The organism is Mesorhizobium sp. M0991, assembly GCF_040318915.1.
Taxonomy (GTDB): domain Bacteria; phylum Pseudomonadota; class Alphaproteobacteria; order Rhizobiales; family Rhizobiaceae; genus Mesorhizobium.
In genome coordinates this window covers 7,501-21,675 of the sequence record NZ_JAMYNE010000006.1, presented here as the reverse complement: position 1 = coordinate 21,675, position 14,175 = coordinate 7,501, and the positions used below count along the sequence as shown (strand labels likewise).

The 14,175-nt window shown below is 63.6% G+C and carries 10 protein-coding genes (1 of these 10 only partly in view); 8 read left to right on the top strand and 2 right to left on the bottom strand.

What is annotated here, in order from left to right:
• The first annotated feature begins 157 nt into the window (after positions 1 to 157).
• The 7 genes from ptsP to NKH70_RS11060 all read left to right on the top strand — a co-directional run bounded on the left by ptsP (position 158) and on the right by NKH70_RS11060 (position 10,819).
• Positions 158 to 2,428 (top strand): phosphoenolpyruvate--protein phosphotransferase, encoded by a 2,271-nt coding sequence (gene ptsP / locus NKH70_RS11090; protein WP_352714098.1) that lies wholly within the window; start codon positions 158 to 160, stop codon positions 2,426 to 2,428.
• Between the two features lie 8 nt (positions 2,429 to 2,436).
• Positions 2,437 to 3,516: a peptide chain release factor 1 gene (gene prfA / locus NKH70_RS11085; RefSeq protein ID WP_352714097.1), complete on the top strand. Its 1,080-nt coding sequence runs from the start codon at positions 2,437 to 2,439 to the stop codon at positions 3,514 to 3,516.
• Positions 3,509 to 4,387, top strand: a complete 879-nt coding sequence (gene prmC / locus NKH70_RS11080; protein ID WP_353025257.1) for a peptide chain release factor N(5)-glutamine methyltransferase — start codon at positions 3,509 to 3,511, stop codon at positions 4,385 to 4,387. Before prfA ends, prmC begins: the two co-directional genes overlap by 8 nt.
• A gap of 331 nt (positions 4,388 to 4,718) precedes the next feature.
• Positions 4,719 to 5,660 (top strand): DUF4167 domain-containing protein, encoded by a 942-nt coding sequence (locus tag NKH70_RS11075; protein WP_502908346.1) that lies wholly within the window; start codon positions 4,719 to 4,721, stop codon positions 5,658 to 5,660.
• 336 nt (positions 5,661 to 5,996) lie between these two features.
• Entirely contained in the window at positions 5,997 to 8,603 is a 2,607-nt protein-coding gene (clpB, locus tag NKH70_RS11070) for an ATP-dependent chaperone ClpB (RefSeq protein WP_353025256.1), read from the top strand.
• Between the two features lie 130 nt (positions 8,604 to 8,733).
• On the top strand, positions 8,734 to 9,099 hold the full coding sequence (locus tag NKH70_RS11065; RefSeq protein ID WP_352714090.1) for an MmcQ/YjbR family DNA-binding protein: 366 nt from the start codon (positions 8,734 to 8,736) through the stop codon (positions 9,097 to 9,099).
• Between the two features lie 238 nt (positions 9,100 to 9,337).
• Positions 9,338 to 10,819, top strand: a complete 1,482-nt coding sequence (locus NKH70_RS11060; protein ID WP_352714088.1) for a L,D-transpeptidase family protein — start codon at positions 9,338 to 9,340, stop codon at positions 10,817 to 10,819.
• 13 nt (positions 10,820 to 10,832) lie between these two features.
• Here the strand turns inward: NKH70_RS11060 and NKH70_RS11055 are convergent, their stop codons facing one another.
• Positions 10,833 to 11,618 (bottom strand): TMEM175 family protein, encoded by a 786-nt coding sequence (locus tag NKH70_RS11055; RefSeq protein ID WP_352714086.1) that lies wholly within the window; start codon positions 11,616 to 11,618, stop codon positions 10,833 to 10,835.
• A 168-nt stretch (positions 11,619 to 11,786) separates the two neighbouring features.
• Here NKH70_RS11055 and NKH70_RS11050 point away from each other — a divergent pair, with 168 nt between their 5' ends.
• Positions 11,787 to 13,352, top strand: coding sequence for an MFS transporter (locus NKH70_RS11050; RefSeq protein WP_352714084.1), 1,566 nt, complete (start codon positions 11,787 to 11,789; stop codon positions 13,350 to 13,352).
• Positions 13,353 to 13,368: 16 nt separating this feature from the next.
• Here NKH70_RS11050 and NKH70_RS11045 read toward each other — a convergent pair whose 3' ends face one another.
• Positions 13,369 to 14,175: the end of a M23 family metallopeptidase gene (locus NKH70_RS11045; protein ID WP_352714082.1), read on the bottom strand. 1,152 nt of this gene lie beyond the right edge of the window; 807 of the gene's 1,959 nt are visible here — the last part of the coding sequence; the start codon falls outside the window, past its right edge; its stop codon occupies positions 13,369 to 13,371.

Below are 14,175 nucleotides of genomic sequence, written 5' to 3'. Positions count from 1 at the left end.
GAGTCGATTTTCGGAAGGCAGGATGCAGCGGATCGAAAGTCTTGGAGCGGCCTTTATGCGTCCAATTGGACGATGGCGCTCTAATTGAGTTGTTGCGTTTGTGCCGCTGTGCAGGGCAACCTGCACCGGTTGAAACGCTATTGGAGAAGAAGCCGCGATGCGTGATTCGGCCAGTGGCCCGCGCGTTTTGCTGAAACGGCTCCGCGAGCTCATGCAAGAGCCGCTGGAGCCGCAGGAGCGGCTTGACCGAATCGTGCGCGACATCGCCTCCAACATGGTTGCCGAGGTCTGCTCGCTCTATGTGCTGCGCGCCGATTCGGTGCTCGAACTCTACGCCACCGAAGGCCTGAACCCGAACGCCGTCCACCTGGCGCAGCTCAGGCTGGGCCAAGGCCTGGTCGGCACGATTGCGGCCTCGGCACGGCCGCTCAACCTCTCCAATGCGCAGGAGCATCCTGCCTTCGCCTACCTGCCGGAGACTGGGGAAGAAATATACAATTCCTTCCTCGGCGTGCCGGTGCTGCGGGCAGGGCGGACGCTCGGCGTTCTGGTCGTGCAGAACAAGACCATGCGCCATTATCGCGACGACGAGGTCGAGGCGCTGGAAACAACGGCGATGGTGATCGCCGAGATGATCGCCACCGGCGATCTGGAGCGGCTGACAAGGCCCGGCCTCGAGCTCGATCTGCGCCGCCCGGTAAGCTTTACCGGCCTGTCCTTCAACGAAGGCGTCGGTCTCGGCCATGTGGTGCTGCACGAGCCGCGCATCGTCGTCACCAATCTTTTCAACGAGGACAGCGAGGAAGAGGTCAGGCGGCTCGACGCGTCCCTCGGCTCGCTCAGGCTGTCCATCGACGACATGCTGGAGCGCCGCGACGTCGCCTTCGAGGGCGAGCATCGCCAGGTGCTCGAAGCCTATCGCATGTTCGCCAACGACCGTGGCTGGGTACGCCGGCTCGAGGAGGCGATCCGCAACGGCCTGACGGCCGAAGCGGCGGTCGAAAAGGTGCAGAGCGACATGCGTGCCCGCATGCTGCACATGACCGATCCATACCTGCGCGAACGGATGAGCGATTTCGACGATCTCGCCAATCGGCTGCTGCGGCAGCTGATGGGGCGCGGGCCGGAGGACGTCGCGGCCTCGCTGCCCAAGGACGCCATCATCGTCGCCCGCTCCATGGGTGCTGCCGAGCTGCTCGATTATCCCAGGGACAAGCTGCGCGGGCTGGTGCTGGAGGACGGCGCCGCGACAAGCCATGTCGTCATCGTGGCGCGGGCCATGGGCATACCGGTCGCCGGCCAGATGAAGGGCGCCGTTTCCATGGCGGAAAACGGCGATGCCATCATCGTCGACGGCGAGGAAGGCGCGATCCATCTGCGCCCGCAGCCCGACCTCGAGGCGGCCTATGCCGAGAAAGTGCGCTTCAGGGCGCGGCGGCAGGAGGTCTACCGCGAGCTGCGCAAGAAGCCGTCGGTGACCAAGGACGGTGTCCAGGTCGATCTTCTGATGAATGCCGGGCTGGCGGTCGATCTGCCGCAACTGGCCGAAGCGGGCGCGGCCGGCATCGGCCTGTTCCGCACCGAGCTGCAATTCATGGTCGCTTCGACCTTTCCGCGCGCCGAAGCCCAGGAGCGGCTCTATCGCGACGTGCTCGAGGCGGCGCGCGGCAAGCCGGTGACGTTCCGCACCATCGATATCGGCGGCGACAAGGTGCTGCCCTATTTCAAGGGCTCGATTCAGGAAGAGAACCCGGCGCTCGGCTGGCGCGCCATCCGCCTGACGCTCGACCGGCCCGGATTGCTGCGCACCCAGATCCGCGCGCTGCTCAAGGCGTGCGGTGGACGCGAACTGAAGCTGATGCTGCCAATGGTGACGGAACTCGGCGAGATCGCGCAGGCGCGCGAGATCATCGATCGCGAGGTGCGGCATCTGTCGCGCTTTGCCCATCATTTGCCGACCAGCCTGAAGCTCGGGGCGATGCTGGAGGTACCGTCGCTGCTGTTCCAGCTCGACGAGCTGATGAAGGCGGTCGATTTCGTCTCGGTCGGCTCGAACGACCTGTTCCAGTTCGTCATGGCGGTGGATCGCGGCAACACCCAATTGTCCGACCGCTTCGACCCGCTCTCGACGCCGTTCCTGCGCGTCCTGAAGCAGATTGCCGACGCCGGGGCGCGCAACCATACGCCGGTGACTCTGTGCGGCGAACTTGCCGGCAAGCCGATTTCGGCGATGGCGCTGATCGGCCTTGGCTACCACTCGATCTCGATGTCGCCGGCATCGATCGGCCCGGTCAAGGCGATGCTGACGGAACTGCCGCTCAGCGAGCTGGAAGCGTTCTTCGACGACAATCTGATGGCGCCGGCGCATGGCCTGCCGATGCGGGCGCTGCTGCAAGCCTTTGCCGACGACCGCTCTATACCGCTATAGACTTCGCCATGATCAACCTGCCCCGCGACCGTATGGATCAAGTCGTCAAGCGTCTCGACATGCTCGAAGCGCAGATGTCGGCCGGGCCGGCGCCGGACGCCTATGTCAGGATGGCCTCCGAATATGCCGACATCCAGGAGATGGCGGCAAAGATCAGGGCACTGCGTGCCGCGGAGCGCGAACAGGCCGATCTGGAGGCGATGCTCGCCGACAAGGGCACCGACGCCGAGATGCGCGCCTTGGCCGAGGCCGACCTGCCGGAGGTCAAAGATCGCATCGAGGCGCTGCAGAAGGACATCCAAATCCTGCTGTTGCCAAGGGATGCCGCCGACGACAAGAACGCCATCCTCGAAATCCGCGCCGGCACCGGCGGTGACGAGGCGGCGCTTTTCGCCGGCGACCTGTTTCGCATGTACGAGCGCTATGCCGCGGCGCATGGCTGGCGTTTCGAGACGGTGTCGGCCAGCGAGGGTGAGGTCGGCGGCTACAAGGAAATCATCGCCACCGTTTCGGGCAAGGGCGTCTTTGCCCATTTGAAATTCGAATCCGGCGTGCACCGGGTGCAGCGCGTGCCGACGACCGAGGCGGGCGGACGCATTCATACCTCGGCGGCGACGGTCGCGGTGCTACCGGAAGCCGAAGAGGTCGATATCGAGATCAGGGCAGAAGACATTCGCATCGACACGATGCGCGCCTCGGGTTCCGGCGGCCAGCACGTCAACACCACCGATTCGGCCGTGCGCATCACACATCTGCCGACCGGCATCATGGTGGTGCAGGCGGAAAAGTCGCAGCACCAGAACCGGGCGAAGGCCATGCAGATCCTGCGCGCCAGGCTCTATGATCTCGAGCGCAGCAAGGCGGACGAGGAACGCTCCGAATCGCGCAAGTCGCAGGTCGGCTCGGGCGACCGCTCGGAGCGCATCCGTACCTATAATTTTCCGCAGGGGCGCGTCACCGACCATCGCATCAACCTGACGCTCTACAAGCTCGACCGGGTGATGATGGGCGAGCTCGACGAGATCATCGACGCGCTGATCGCCGATCACCAGTCGAAGCTGCTCGCCGATATCGGCATCGATGGCTGACAGCCTGCCCGCCACGCTTGCGCCGCTGCTGCGGGAGGCGCGAAACCGGCTTGCCGCAGCCGGGGTTGCGGATCCGGCGCTCGATGCGAGGCTGATCGTCGAGCATTTTTCCGGCACCAGTCGCACGCAGGCCATCGCCGATCCCGGGCGCGCGGTCGATGCGGACGTGACCGCGGCAATCGAAGCCGCCTTGCGGCGGCGCATCGCCGGCGAGCCGGTACACCGGATCCTTGGCTACCGCGAATTCTACGGCTTGCGCCTTTCGCTTTCGCCGCAAACGCTGGAGCCGCGGCCGGATACCGAAACGCTGGTCGAGGCTATACTGCCCTTCGTCAAGGCAATGGCGGCACGCGAGGGCGGCTGCCGCATCCTCGATCTAGGGACCGGAACCGGTGCCATCGCGCTGGCGCTGCTCAGCGCCGTTCCGGCCGCGACCGCCACCGGCGTCGACATTTCGCAGGAGGCGCTGGCCACAGCCATGCGTAATGCCGGGGAATTGGGGCTCGCCGGCCGGTTCACGCCGCTCAAATCCGACTGGTTTGAAAAAGTTTCTGGCCGGTACCATGTAATTGTCGCAAACCCTCCCTATATACCCTCAGACGACATTGGAAATCTGCAGGACGAGGTCCGCGGTTTCGATCCACGCCAGGCCCTCGATGGCGGCGTGGACGGTCTGAGCCCCTACAGGAAGATCGCCGCAGGAGCGGCAGCGTATTTGGAACTCCAAGGCAGGATTGCGGTCGAGATCGGCCATACGCAGCACCAACAGGTTACGGAGATATTCTCCGCGGCCGGGTTCCGTTCGGTCGGGGCGTTTCGTGATCTCGGCGGAAACGACAGAGTTCTTGCGTTCGAACGGTGGAAGCCGTGATGCAGTGCGAAAAAAGCGCTTGGCAATACCGGGGAATGCGGCTAGGGTCGCCTTAACCGGATGAGACGAAGCAGGCAGTGCTCTTAGCGATTCGGTTTTCCTTGGAAATAGCTGCCTTCTTGCGCAAACGACGCCCAAGCTTCGTGCGGGAATCGTCCGGCAAGTGAAGTAACCGGAACAGGATGGCACGTGGCGCCAACGCAATTGATGCGGGCGAACGCCGGTGAAGGAACGAAACGGCTGGCCGCATGAGCGCCTCCGTTCGTGAAGAGTTTTTCGAAAATTTCAAAGTGAAGAGAGTCTAATGAGGCCACAACAGCAAAACAGGCGCATGCGCGGTCGCAACAACAATGGCGGCGGCGGCAACAACAATAACAACAACAACCGTAAGGGGCCGAATCCCCTGACGCGCAACTATGAGAGCAACGGCCCGGACGTGAAGATCCGCGGATCGGCTCAGCAGATTGCCGAGAAGTACGCAACCCTTGCCCGTGACGCGCAAAGCTCCGGCGACCGGGTGATGGCGGAAAACTATCTCCAGCATGCAGAGCACTATAACCGCATCATCGCAGCCGCTCAGGCGCAGATGCCGATCCAGAACGCGCAGCAGAATCGCGACGATTTCGACGATGACGGCGACGAGGATCGCGACGAGTTCGACAATGCCGGCAACAACAATGCCAACGAGGCTTCGGCTTCGGCCAATCACGGTGCCGGCCCGCAGCCGGTCATCGATGGCACGCCGGCCGAGCTGGCGCTGAACCAGGAAAACAGCCGCGACAATCGCGGCGGCCGCGATAACCGTGACGGCCGCGACAACAATAGCGGACGCCACCGCGACCGTCGCCCCAATGGCGGTTACGGCCAGAACGGCCAGCGCGGCGAATATGCCTCGCGCGGCGAGCAGGGTGGCCAGCGCGTCGAACAGCCACGGCGCGACGAGGTTCCGGCGCAGGCGGAGCCCGTGCCGGCCGCTGAGCCGGTCTTTGTGGGTGAGCCCGCACCGCAATTCGACAACCTTTCGCCGGCGGGTCTCGCCGCCCAGGCCGAGCTCAACGAAGCCGCTGCCGAAAACAGCCCGGCCCGCCGCCCCAGGCGTCCGCGTCGCCCGCGCCTCGATGTCGAACAGGCAAATGGCGGCAACGACAACGCCGGCCCTGACAGTGCCGAGACAAGCAATGCCGAAACTGGCAACACCGACGCTGGCAATGTCGATGCAGCGCCGGCTGAAGGCCCCGGCGGTCAAGCTGTGATCGCAGACGTCGAGAATTGATCGAAAAAACGTTCAGCCGATCTTAGCGCATCCTTCTAAAGCGCGTCGCGTCGACCGGCCTCATGCGACGCGCTTTAGGTTCTTGTTTTGATGCATGTCGTTATCGCAAAACCGCTGCACACTTTTGCGCGACATGCATAGACGGCGGAGAGAAATCTCCGCCGTTTTTGTTTTGCGCGCTCGGGATATTATGCGTCCGCCAGTGTCGAGGCGTCTTGAGGGTCCGTGGTTTGCGTCCCATATCTTGCGTGAACAGGATCCGGCTCGAACGGGCGGGTCCGTCACCGCAATCTGATCCGGTGCCGCGAAGCGGGCCGGTGACGGAAGGAGACAGGCATGAATCTTGAAAAATATTCCGAGCGCGTGCGCGGCTTTATCCAGTCCGCGCAAACCATGGCGCTTTCCCGCAATCACCAGCAATTCACCCCCGAGCATATCCTCAAGGTCCTTGTCGATGACGACGAGGGCCTGGCTGCGTCGCTGATCGAGCGCGCCGGCGGCAATGTCCGTGACGTCAAGCTCGGCGTCGAAACGGCACTGGAGGCAATGCCCAAGGTCGAAGGCGGTAATGGCCAGCTCTATCTGGCGCAGCCGCTGGCAAAGGTGTTTTCGACCGCCGAGGAACTGGCCAAGAAGGCCGGTGACAGCTTCGTCACCGTCGAACGGCTATTGCAGGCGCTGGCCATGGAAAAGTCGGCCAAGACCGCCGACATCCTGGCCAAGGCCGGTGTCACGCCGCAGGCGTTGAACCAGGTCATCAACGACGTGCGTAAAGGTCGCACCGCCGATTCGGCGAGCGCCGAGCAGGGCTACGACGCGCTGAAGAAATACGCGCGCGATCTGACGGCGGACGCCCGTGCGGGCAAGCTCGATCCCGTCATTGGCCGCGACGACGAAATCCGCCGCACCATCCAGGTGCTGTCGCGGCGCACCAAGAACAATCCGGTGCTGATCGGCGAGCCCGGCGTCGGCAAGACGGCGATCGCCGAAGGGCTGGCGCTGCGCATCGTCAATGGCGATGTGCCGGAATCGCTCAAGGACAAGCAGCTGATGGCGCTCGACATGGGCTCGCTGATCGCCGGCGCCAAATACCGCGGCGAGTTCGAGGAGCGGCTGAAGGCGGTGCTTTCCGAAGTCACGTCTGCCGCCGGCGGCATCATCCTGTTCATCGACGAGATGCACACCCTGGTCGGCGCCGGCAAGGCGGATGGCGCCATGGATGCGTCGAACCTGCTGAAGCCGGCACTGGCCCGCGGTGAACTGCACTGCGTCGGCGCCACCACGCTCGATGAATACCGCAAGCATGTCGAGAAGGATGCGGCCCTTGCCCGCCGCTTCCAGCCGGTCTTCGTCAATGAGCCGACGGTCGAAGACACCGTCTCGATCCTGCGCGGCCTGAAAGAGAAATACGAGCAGCACCACAAGGTGCGCATCTCGGATTCGGCGCTGGTCGCGGCCGCAACCCTGTCCAACCGCTACATCGCTGACCGCTTCCTGCCGGACAAGGCGATCGACCTGGTCGACGAGGCCGCGTCGCGGCTCCGCATGCAGGTCGATTCGAAGCCCGAGGCGCTGGACGAGATCGACCGCCGCATCATGCAGCTCAAGATCGAGCGCGAGGCGCTGAAGGTCGAGAAGGACGATGCCTCGAAGGACCGGCTCGCCCGGCTCGAGAAGGAACTCTCGAACCTCGAGGAAGAATCGACCGAGCTGACCTCGAAATGGCAGGCCGAGAAGCAGAAGCTCGGGCTTGCCGCCGACCTCAAGAAGCAGCTCGACGAGGCGCGCAACGAACTTGCCATTGCCCAGCGCAAGGGTGAATTCCAGCGCGCCGGCGAACTTGCCTATGGCAAAATCCCGGAACTCGAAAAGCAGCTGAAGCAGGCCGAAGCCAGGGATGGCAAGGCCGGCATGGTCGAGGAAGTGGTCGGCCCCGACCACGTCGCCCATATCGTCTCGCGCTGGACAGGGATCCCGGTCGACAAGATGCTGGAAGGCGAGCGCGACAAGCTGTTGCGCATGGAAGACGAGGTCGGCAAGCGCGTCGTCGGCCAAGGTGAGGCGGTACAGGCGGTGTCTAAAGCGGTTCGCCGTGCGCGCGCCGGCCTGCAGGACCCGAACCGGCCGCTCGGCTCGTTCATGTTCCTCGGGCCGACGGGCGTCGGCAAGACCGAATTGACCAAGGCGCTGGCCAGCTTCCTGTTCGACGACGAGAGCGCCATGGTGCGTATCGACATGTCGGAGTTCATGGAGAAGCACTCGGTCGCCCGGCTGATCGGCGCGCCTCCCGGCTATGTCGGCTATGAGGAAGGCGGCGCGCTGACCGAAGCGGTACGGCGCCGGCCCTATCAGGTCGTGCTGTTCGACGAGATCGAAAAGGCGCATCCGGACGTTTTCAACGTGCTGCTGCAGGTGCTCGACGACGGCCGGCTGACCGACGGGCAGGGCCGCACCGTCGACTTCCGCAATACGCTGATCATCATGACCTCCAATCTCGGCGCCGAATATCTGGTCAATCTTGGCGAGGACCAGGATGTCGACGTCGTGCGCGACGAGGTGATGAATGTCGTCAGGGCTTCGTTCCGGCCGGAATTCCTCAACCGCATCGACGAGGTGATTCTGTTCCACCGGCTGCGCCGCGAGGATATGGGCCAGATCGTCCAAATCCAGCTCAAGCGGCTGGAAAACCTGCTTGTCGACCGCAAGATATCGCTTTCGCTCGATCAGGAGGCGATCAACTGGCTGGCGGCCAAGGGTTACGACCCGGCCTATGGCGCGCGGCCGCTGAAGCGTGTGATGCAGAAGGAATTGCAGGATCCGCTGGCGGAAAAGATCCTGCTCGGCGAGATCCTCGACGGCTCGACCGTCAAGGTCACCGCCGGCTCCGACCGCTTGAACTTCCGCTCGAAGCCGGCAGTCGTGGCAACCGAGGCGGCCGCCTGACTTCAAGCCAAGTGCCTGTTCCATCCCGATCGAATCGGGATGGAACTCCTATCTTCAATTTTGACCATGATCTTTTCCGAAAAATCGGCCGACCTTCGGTTCATGGTCTAACACCACTGGCGGGGCGCAGATGACGTTGGACGACTACAACAGTTTCTGCGCCTCGCTGCCTTCGACGACCCACGTCGTGCAGTGGGGCGGCGCCCATGTCTGGAAAGTCGGCAGCAAGGTGTTTGCAATCGGCGGCTGGAGTGAAGGCAAGGAGCCGTTCGTCACCTTCAAATGCTCCGATATCGCCTATGATGTGCTGAGGGAACAGCCGGGCCTTCGGCCGGCGCCGTATCTCGCCTCGCGCGGCATGAAATGGATCCAGCGCCGGACAAGCGAAAGCATGGATGATGAGGCGCTGAAGGATTATTTGCGCGAAAGCCACCGTCTTGTCGCGCTGAAGCTGACGAAGCAGGCACGCAAGGAATTGCGGCTCACTGTCGGATGATCGGCCAGAAATCCGCCATCTTCATGCCCGGTTCATATTGGAACCTTATGGTTGACAACTGATTTGCCGTCGAAGGGGTTCGCCTGCCGCATCGGCCCGAAGATCGAATTCGATGTTCGGAAAGCACGATGCGGAGATTTAGGCGTTGGAGCGACCTTTGCGCGTCCGAAAGGACGCACGGCGCCCTACGAGGACAACGCCGACGGCGGCATTTACGGACCGGAGAATCTTGGCCACCATGTTGCGCACCATCTTCACCCTTTCAGCGCTTGCTGCCGGGCTGCTGGCGTCTAATGCGATGGCCTCACCCCTGGCGGACACCGCGCCAGGGGTTGTTCGCGCTGCCGATCCGGGCGGCATTCTGATTGCCCAGAACGGCAATCTCGACATCTATTACGACGCCAGGGGAAACCGCGTAATCGTCGATGCGGAGACCGGCAAGGTTATCGCTATCCAGCCGCCGCAGACCAGGCTCGACCGCCGTGCCTTGCGCCGCGAGCGCTTGCGCAATCTCGGACCGGTCGAGGACGACCGCTATTATCTCGACGACCCGCAGGACATGGCGCGCTACCGCCGCAGGCAGTTGGAAGACGAGGGCAGGATCATCGTGCCGCCGGCCGACGACTACGACTTTAATGGCGACGATTCGGTGGAAGCCTTCCCCGAAGCGCCACGGGATGACGGCTACGGCAACGATTATCCGGAGGCAGCGCTGCCGGTGAGGCCACGCACCATCGAGCGCCAGCCGCTCAACGAGGCCTCGATCGAGCCGGTCGAGCCGACAGTGCCGAACGAGCAGGCGGCCTTGCCGCCAGACACAGCCCCGCCGCCAAGCACTGGCGGCAAGACGGCGGTCGACCCGTCGCTTTCGCTCGGCGCCCGCCAGGACGTGGCGGCGCTGCAGGTGCTGCTCGACCGTGCCGGTGCGTCGCCCGGTGTCATCGACGGACGCTTCGGCTCGAATGTCGACAAGGCGCTCGCCGCCTATAACGAGATCACCGGCAGCAATCTGAAATCGACCGACGCGATCGGCATCCAGGCCGCCCTGGCGCAATCCGGCGGCGATGCCTTCGCCTCCTATACGATCACGCCCGAGGATGCGGCCGGTCCCTATGTCGCCTCGATACCGGAGGACTACAGCCAAAAGGCCCAACTCGATCGCATGGGCTACACGTCGGTACCCGAAGCGCTGGCCGAGCGCTTCCATATGGATGAAACCTATCTGAAATCGCTCAATCCGGAGGCCAATTTCAATCGTCCGGGCACCATCATCAAGGTTGCCAATTTCGGCAGGCTGGTGGCGACGCCGGTTGCGCGCATCATCGCCGACAAGGCCAACAAGCAGGTCCGCGCCTATGATGCGGCGGGCAAGCTGGTCGCAGCCTATCCGGCGACTATCGGCTCGTCGGACACACCGTCGCCGTCCGGCACGCATACGGTGTCGCGTGTCGCATTGGACCCGAACTACACCTACAACCCGAACATCAATTTCAAGCAGGGCGAAAACGACAGGATCCTGACCATCCCGCCAGGGCCGAACGGCCCGGTCGGCTCGGTCTGGATTGCGCTGGACAAGCCGACCTACGGCATTCACGGTACGCCGGATCCGTCCAAGATCGGCAAGACCGAAAGCCATGGCTGCGTGCGACTGACGAATTGGGATGCGCGCGAGCTCGCCAAGATCGTGACGCCCGGCGTGACGGTGGAGTTCGTCGAGTAGGGTATGCTGATATTCAGGTGATGCCGGCCTGCAAACGGCGGCTTCCTGCGCTTCCGGTGCTCACGTACCCAAAAGTACGCTCCGCTCCGGTTCTCGGAAGCCACCATTTTCGGCTCGGCCTGACCTGAATCTCAACACACCCTAAAGCGGACAGGCGTCGCTCCATTCTCCCGATGGCCTTGCGCAGCAGTGGCGCGCGCAGCGCTGCCGCATAGATCAGCTGCACCACCAGGATAAAGCCGACGCTGAGCAACGGGCTGACGAGGCACAGTGCGGCGCCGATCGCCCACAGGACCTGTGCCTTGACGATGCGCAGATAGACCGTTCGGGTGGTCTCCGCGTCGACACCTTCGGCCAGAAATCCATTCTTGTCCGCATAGCGCCAACTGGCGAGCAGCGTCAGGCCGAGCATCAAAAGATTGAGCCAGTAGACGAGCACCGCGGTCCTGAATTCAAGGAAGTCGGCGAGAAGGTCGGTCGAGAACGGCAGCAAGGCGATGAAGCCGAGGAAGCAGAGGTTCAGCGTGGCAAGCCGTCTGTCGGATTTTGCGATCAGCCCGGGCTGCGCCTGCTGGCCGAACCAGAAGATGGTCAGCGTCAGGAAGCTGAGCGCATAGGTCAGGAAGCGCGGTGCCAGTGCTGTGATCGCGGTGATCAACTCGCTTTCGGAATGTACCGTTTCATGCGACGGCACCCTGATCTCGAGAACGATCAGGGTGAGCGCGATGGCGAACACGCCGTCGGTGATGCCGACGACGCGCCCGCGTCCTTCCGCCGAGGGTTCGAGCGGTCGTTTCATGCGGTATTTCCCCCTTGTCTGTAGCGCTGCGAGAAGCTTAGCACGGCATCTGCCGTTTGCACCCGGATCGGCGTGACCCTGCCTGTGTGGCCAGGTTCGGGCTGGTTTCAACGAGAACAACCTGCTGGCCGGTTGTCGCCGGCGTGGGGGCGGTCTAGGTAAGGCGGCATGCACACGCCAACCAAAGTCGGTACCGGCGCCGTTCCCCTGACCGGCTCACTTCCGGCCGATACGTTCTGTCCGCAGGCGCAGCGGCGGTTCGTGCTGATCGCCGCGATCCTGGCTTCCGCGCTCGGCTTCATCGACGGATCGGTCCTGGCCATCGCGACGCCGGCGATCCGCCTCGACCTCGGCGCCAGCCTTGCCGAGGCACAATGGATTTCCAATGCCTATGCATTGACGCTTTCAGCCCTCATTCTCGTCGGCGGCGCCGCCGGCGATCGCTTCGGCCTGCGCCACTCCTTTGTCGCCGGCATCGTCCTGTTCATCGCCGCCTCGCTCGCCTGCGCGTTGGCGCCTAACCCGGCGGTGCTTATTGCGTTTCGGGCTATCCAGGGTGTCGGAGCGGCCATCATGGTGCCGGGCAGCCTGGCCATTATCGCCAAAGCCTATCCAAAAAAGGAACGCGGGCGGGCGATCGGCATCTGGGCCGCGGCATCGGCACTGACGACGGCGCTCGGCCCGGTGCTGGGCGGCTTCGTGCTGTCGGCGTTCGGCGACGGCATCTGGCGGGCGATTTTCGCCATCAACCTGCCGCTCGGCCTTATCTCGATCTATCTTCTGCTGGCCAAGGTCCCTGCCGACGCGCCGGCGGAAAAGCGCAGCCTCGATCTCGGCGGCGCTGCACTCGCCATATTGGCGTTCGGAGCTCTCGCTTACGGCCTGACCTCGATGAGCGGCGAGGGGGAGGGGCTGATGTCCGGCCCGAGTATTGCCGCCGGTGCGGTTTTGCTCGTCGTGTTCATCCTTTTCGAGCGCCGGCGGCGCGAGCCGATGATCGACCTGTCGCTGTTTCGGATCGGCGCGTTCGCGGGCGCCAATGTGGCGACCTTCTTCCTTTATTTCGCGCTGTCGGCCAATCTGTTCTATCTGCCGATGCTCATGATCGCCGGATGGGGGCTGAGCGCGGCCGAGGTCGGTTTCATCTTCCTGCCGCTGTCGGCATTGATCGCATTGTTGTCCGGACCGGTCGGCCAGTGGTCCGACCGCATCGGGCCTCGCTTTCCGATCGCCAGCGGCAGTCTGGTTGTGGCTCTTGCCTTTGCCGGACTTGCCTTGCTGGCCTATTGGGGCATCCACAATTTCTGGATCGGGGTATTCCCGCTGATGGCTCTGATGGGGTTCGGCATGGCGCTGGTGGTATCGCCGCTGTCGACCGCCATCATGACGGCGGTCGAGGACAAGGATACGGGTGCGGCCTCGGGCATCAACAACGCCGTCTCGCGCATCGGCGGCCTGATCGCCGTGGCGGCGATGGGATCGCTGGCGGCCTGGGTTTATGCCGGCGTGCTCGGCACCGGTGCCGGCTCCGGGATTCCGGGCTTCGGCGAACCGCCGCCCGCCGGCCTGGCGCCCGGCCTCGATGCGGCACGACTTGCCGCCAGCGACGCGGCATTCGCGGCCGTTGCCGCGGTGACCGCGCTGCTTTGCCTGCTTTCGGCAATCACCGCGTGGACGACGGTTTCCGGCGAGCGGCTGCCATGGGCACGCGACACGGCGAATCAGCAGAGCTGACGACGAAAACGTCGGCTCAGCCTTCGATCTTGGCGCTCGCTACCTTCAACTGATTGCTGTCTTCCTGCTTGAGCAGGTCGTCGATGCGTTCGCGCTCGCGCTTGAAGGCGACGAGGTCGTCGCCATTCAGCGTCTTGCCGACCGGCAGGCGGACGCGCATCGAATCGACCTTGGTGCCGTTGACGATCAGTTCGTAATGAAGGTGCGGACCGGTGGAGAGGCCGGTTGAGCCGAGATAGCCGATAACCTGACCCTGGCGAACGCGAACACCCGGCTCGATGCCTTTAGCAAAGGCGCTCTGGTGATTGTAGGACGTCTCGTAGCCATTGGCGTGACGCAAGATGATCTGTTTGCCATAGCCGCCGGCCCAGCCGGCCTTTTCGACGACGCCGTTGCCCGCGGCAATGATCGGCGATCCCACGGGAGCTGCCCAATCGGTGCCGGTGTGCATTTTCACATACCCCAAAATGGGGTGACGCCTGGCACCGAACCCGGACGTAAACCGGCCATTGGGCAAGGGATTGCGCAGCAGAAACTGCTCGGCGCTGCTGCCGTTTTCGTCGAAATAGTCGGTGCTGCCGTCCTGCATCTGGAAACGATAGAAATTTCGCGTCGTGCCGCCGAAAGTCGCGGAGACGTAAAGCAGCTCGGATTCGTCGGACGCCTGGTCGTCGCCATCGGGCTGCGAGAACAGCACCTCGATACGGTCCGTGGGATTGAGGCGCGACTGAAAGTCGACACTGGATGCCAGCAACTTGATCAGCCGTTGCGTCATCGCCTTGGACATGCCGTAGGAATAGGCGGTGCGGTAGATGCCGTCATA

Excerpts from the sequence above, each read along its gene's own strand:
- prfA (WP_352714097.1), top strand. The coding sequence starts at position 2,437 with ATGATCAACCTGCCCCGCGACCGTATGGATCAAGTCGTCAAGCGTCTC.
- ptsP (WP_352714098.1), top strand. The coding sequence starts at position 158 with ATGCGTGATTCGGCCAGTGGCCCGCGCGTTTTGCTGAAACGGCTCCGC.
- NKH70_RS11050 (WP_352714084.1), top strand. The coding sequence starts at position 11,787 with ATGCACACGCCAACCAAAGTCGGTACCGGCGCCGTTCCCCTGACCGGC.
- NKH70_RS11060 (WP_352714088.1), top strand. The coding sequence starts at position 9,338 with ATGTTGCGCACCATCTTCACCCTTTCAGCGCTTGCTGCCGGGCTGCTG.
- NKH70_RS11065 (WP_352714090.1), top strand. The coding sequence starts at position 8,734 with ATGACGTTGGACGACTACAACAGTTTCTGCGCCTCGCTGCCTTCGACG.
- NKH70_RS11075 (WP_502908346.1), top strand. The coding sequence starts at position 4,719 with ATGCGCGGTCGCAACAACAATGGCGGCGGCGGCAACAACAATAACAAC.
- clpB (WP_353025256.1), top strand. The coding sequence starts at position 5,997 with ATGAATCTTGAAAAATATTCCGAGCGCGTGCGCGGCTTTATCCAGTCC.
- prmC (WP_353025257.1), top strand. The coding sequence starts at position 3,509 with ATGGCTGACAGCCTGCCCGCCACGCTTGCGCCGCTGCTGCGGGAGGCG.
- NKH70_RS11055 (WP_352714086.1), bottom strand. The coding sequence starts at position 11,618 with ATGAAACGACCGCTCGAACCCTCGGCGGAAGGACGCGGGCGCGTCGTC.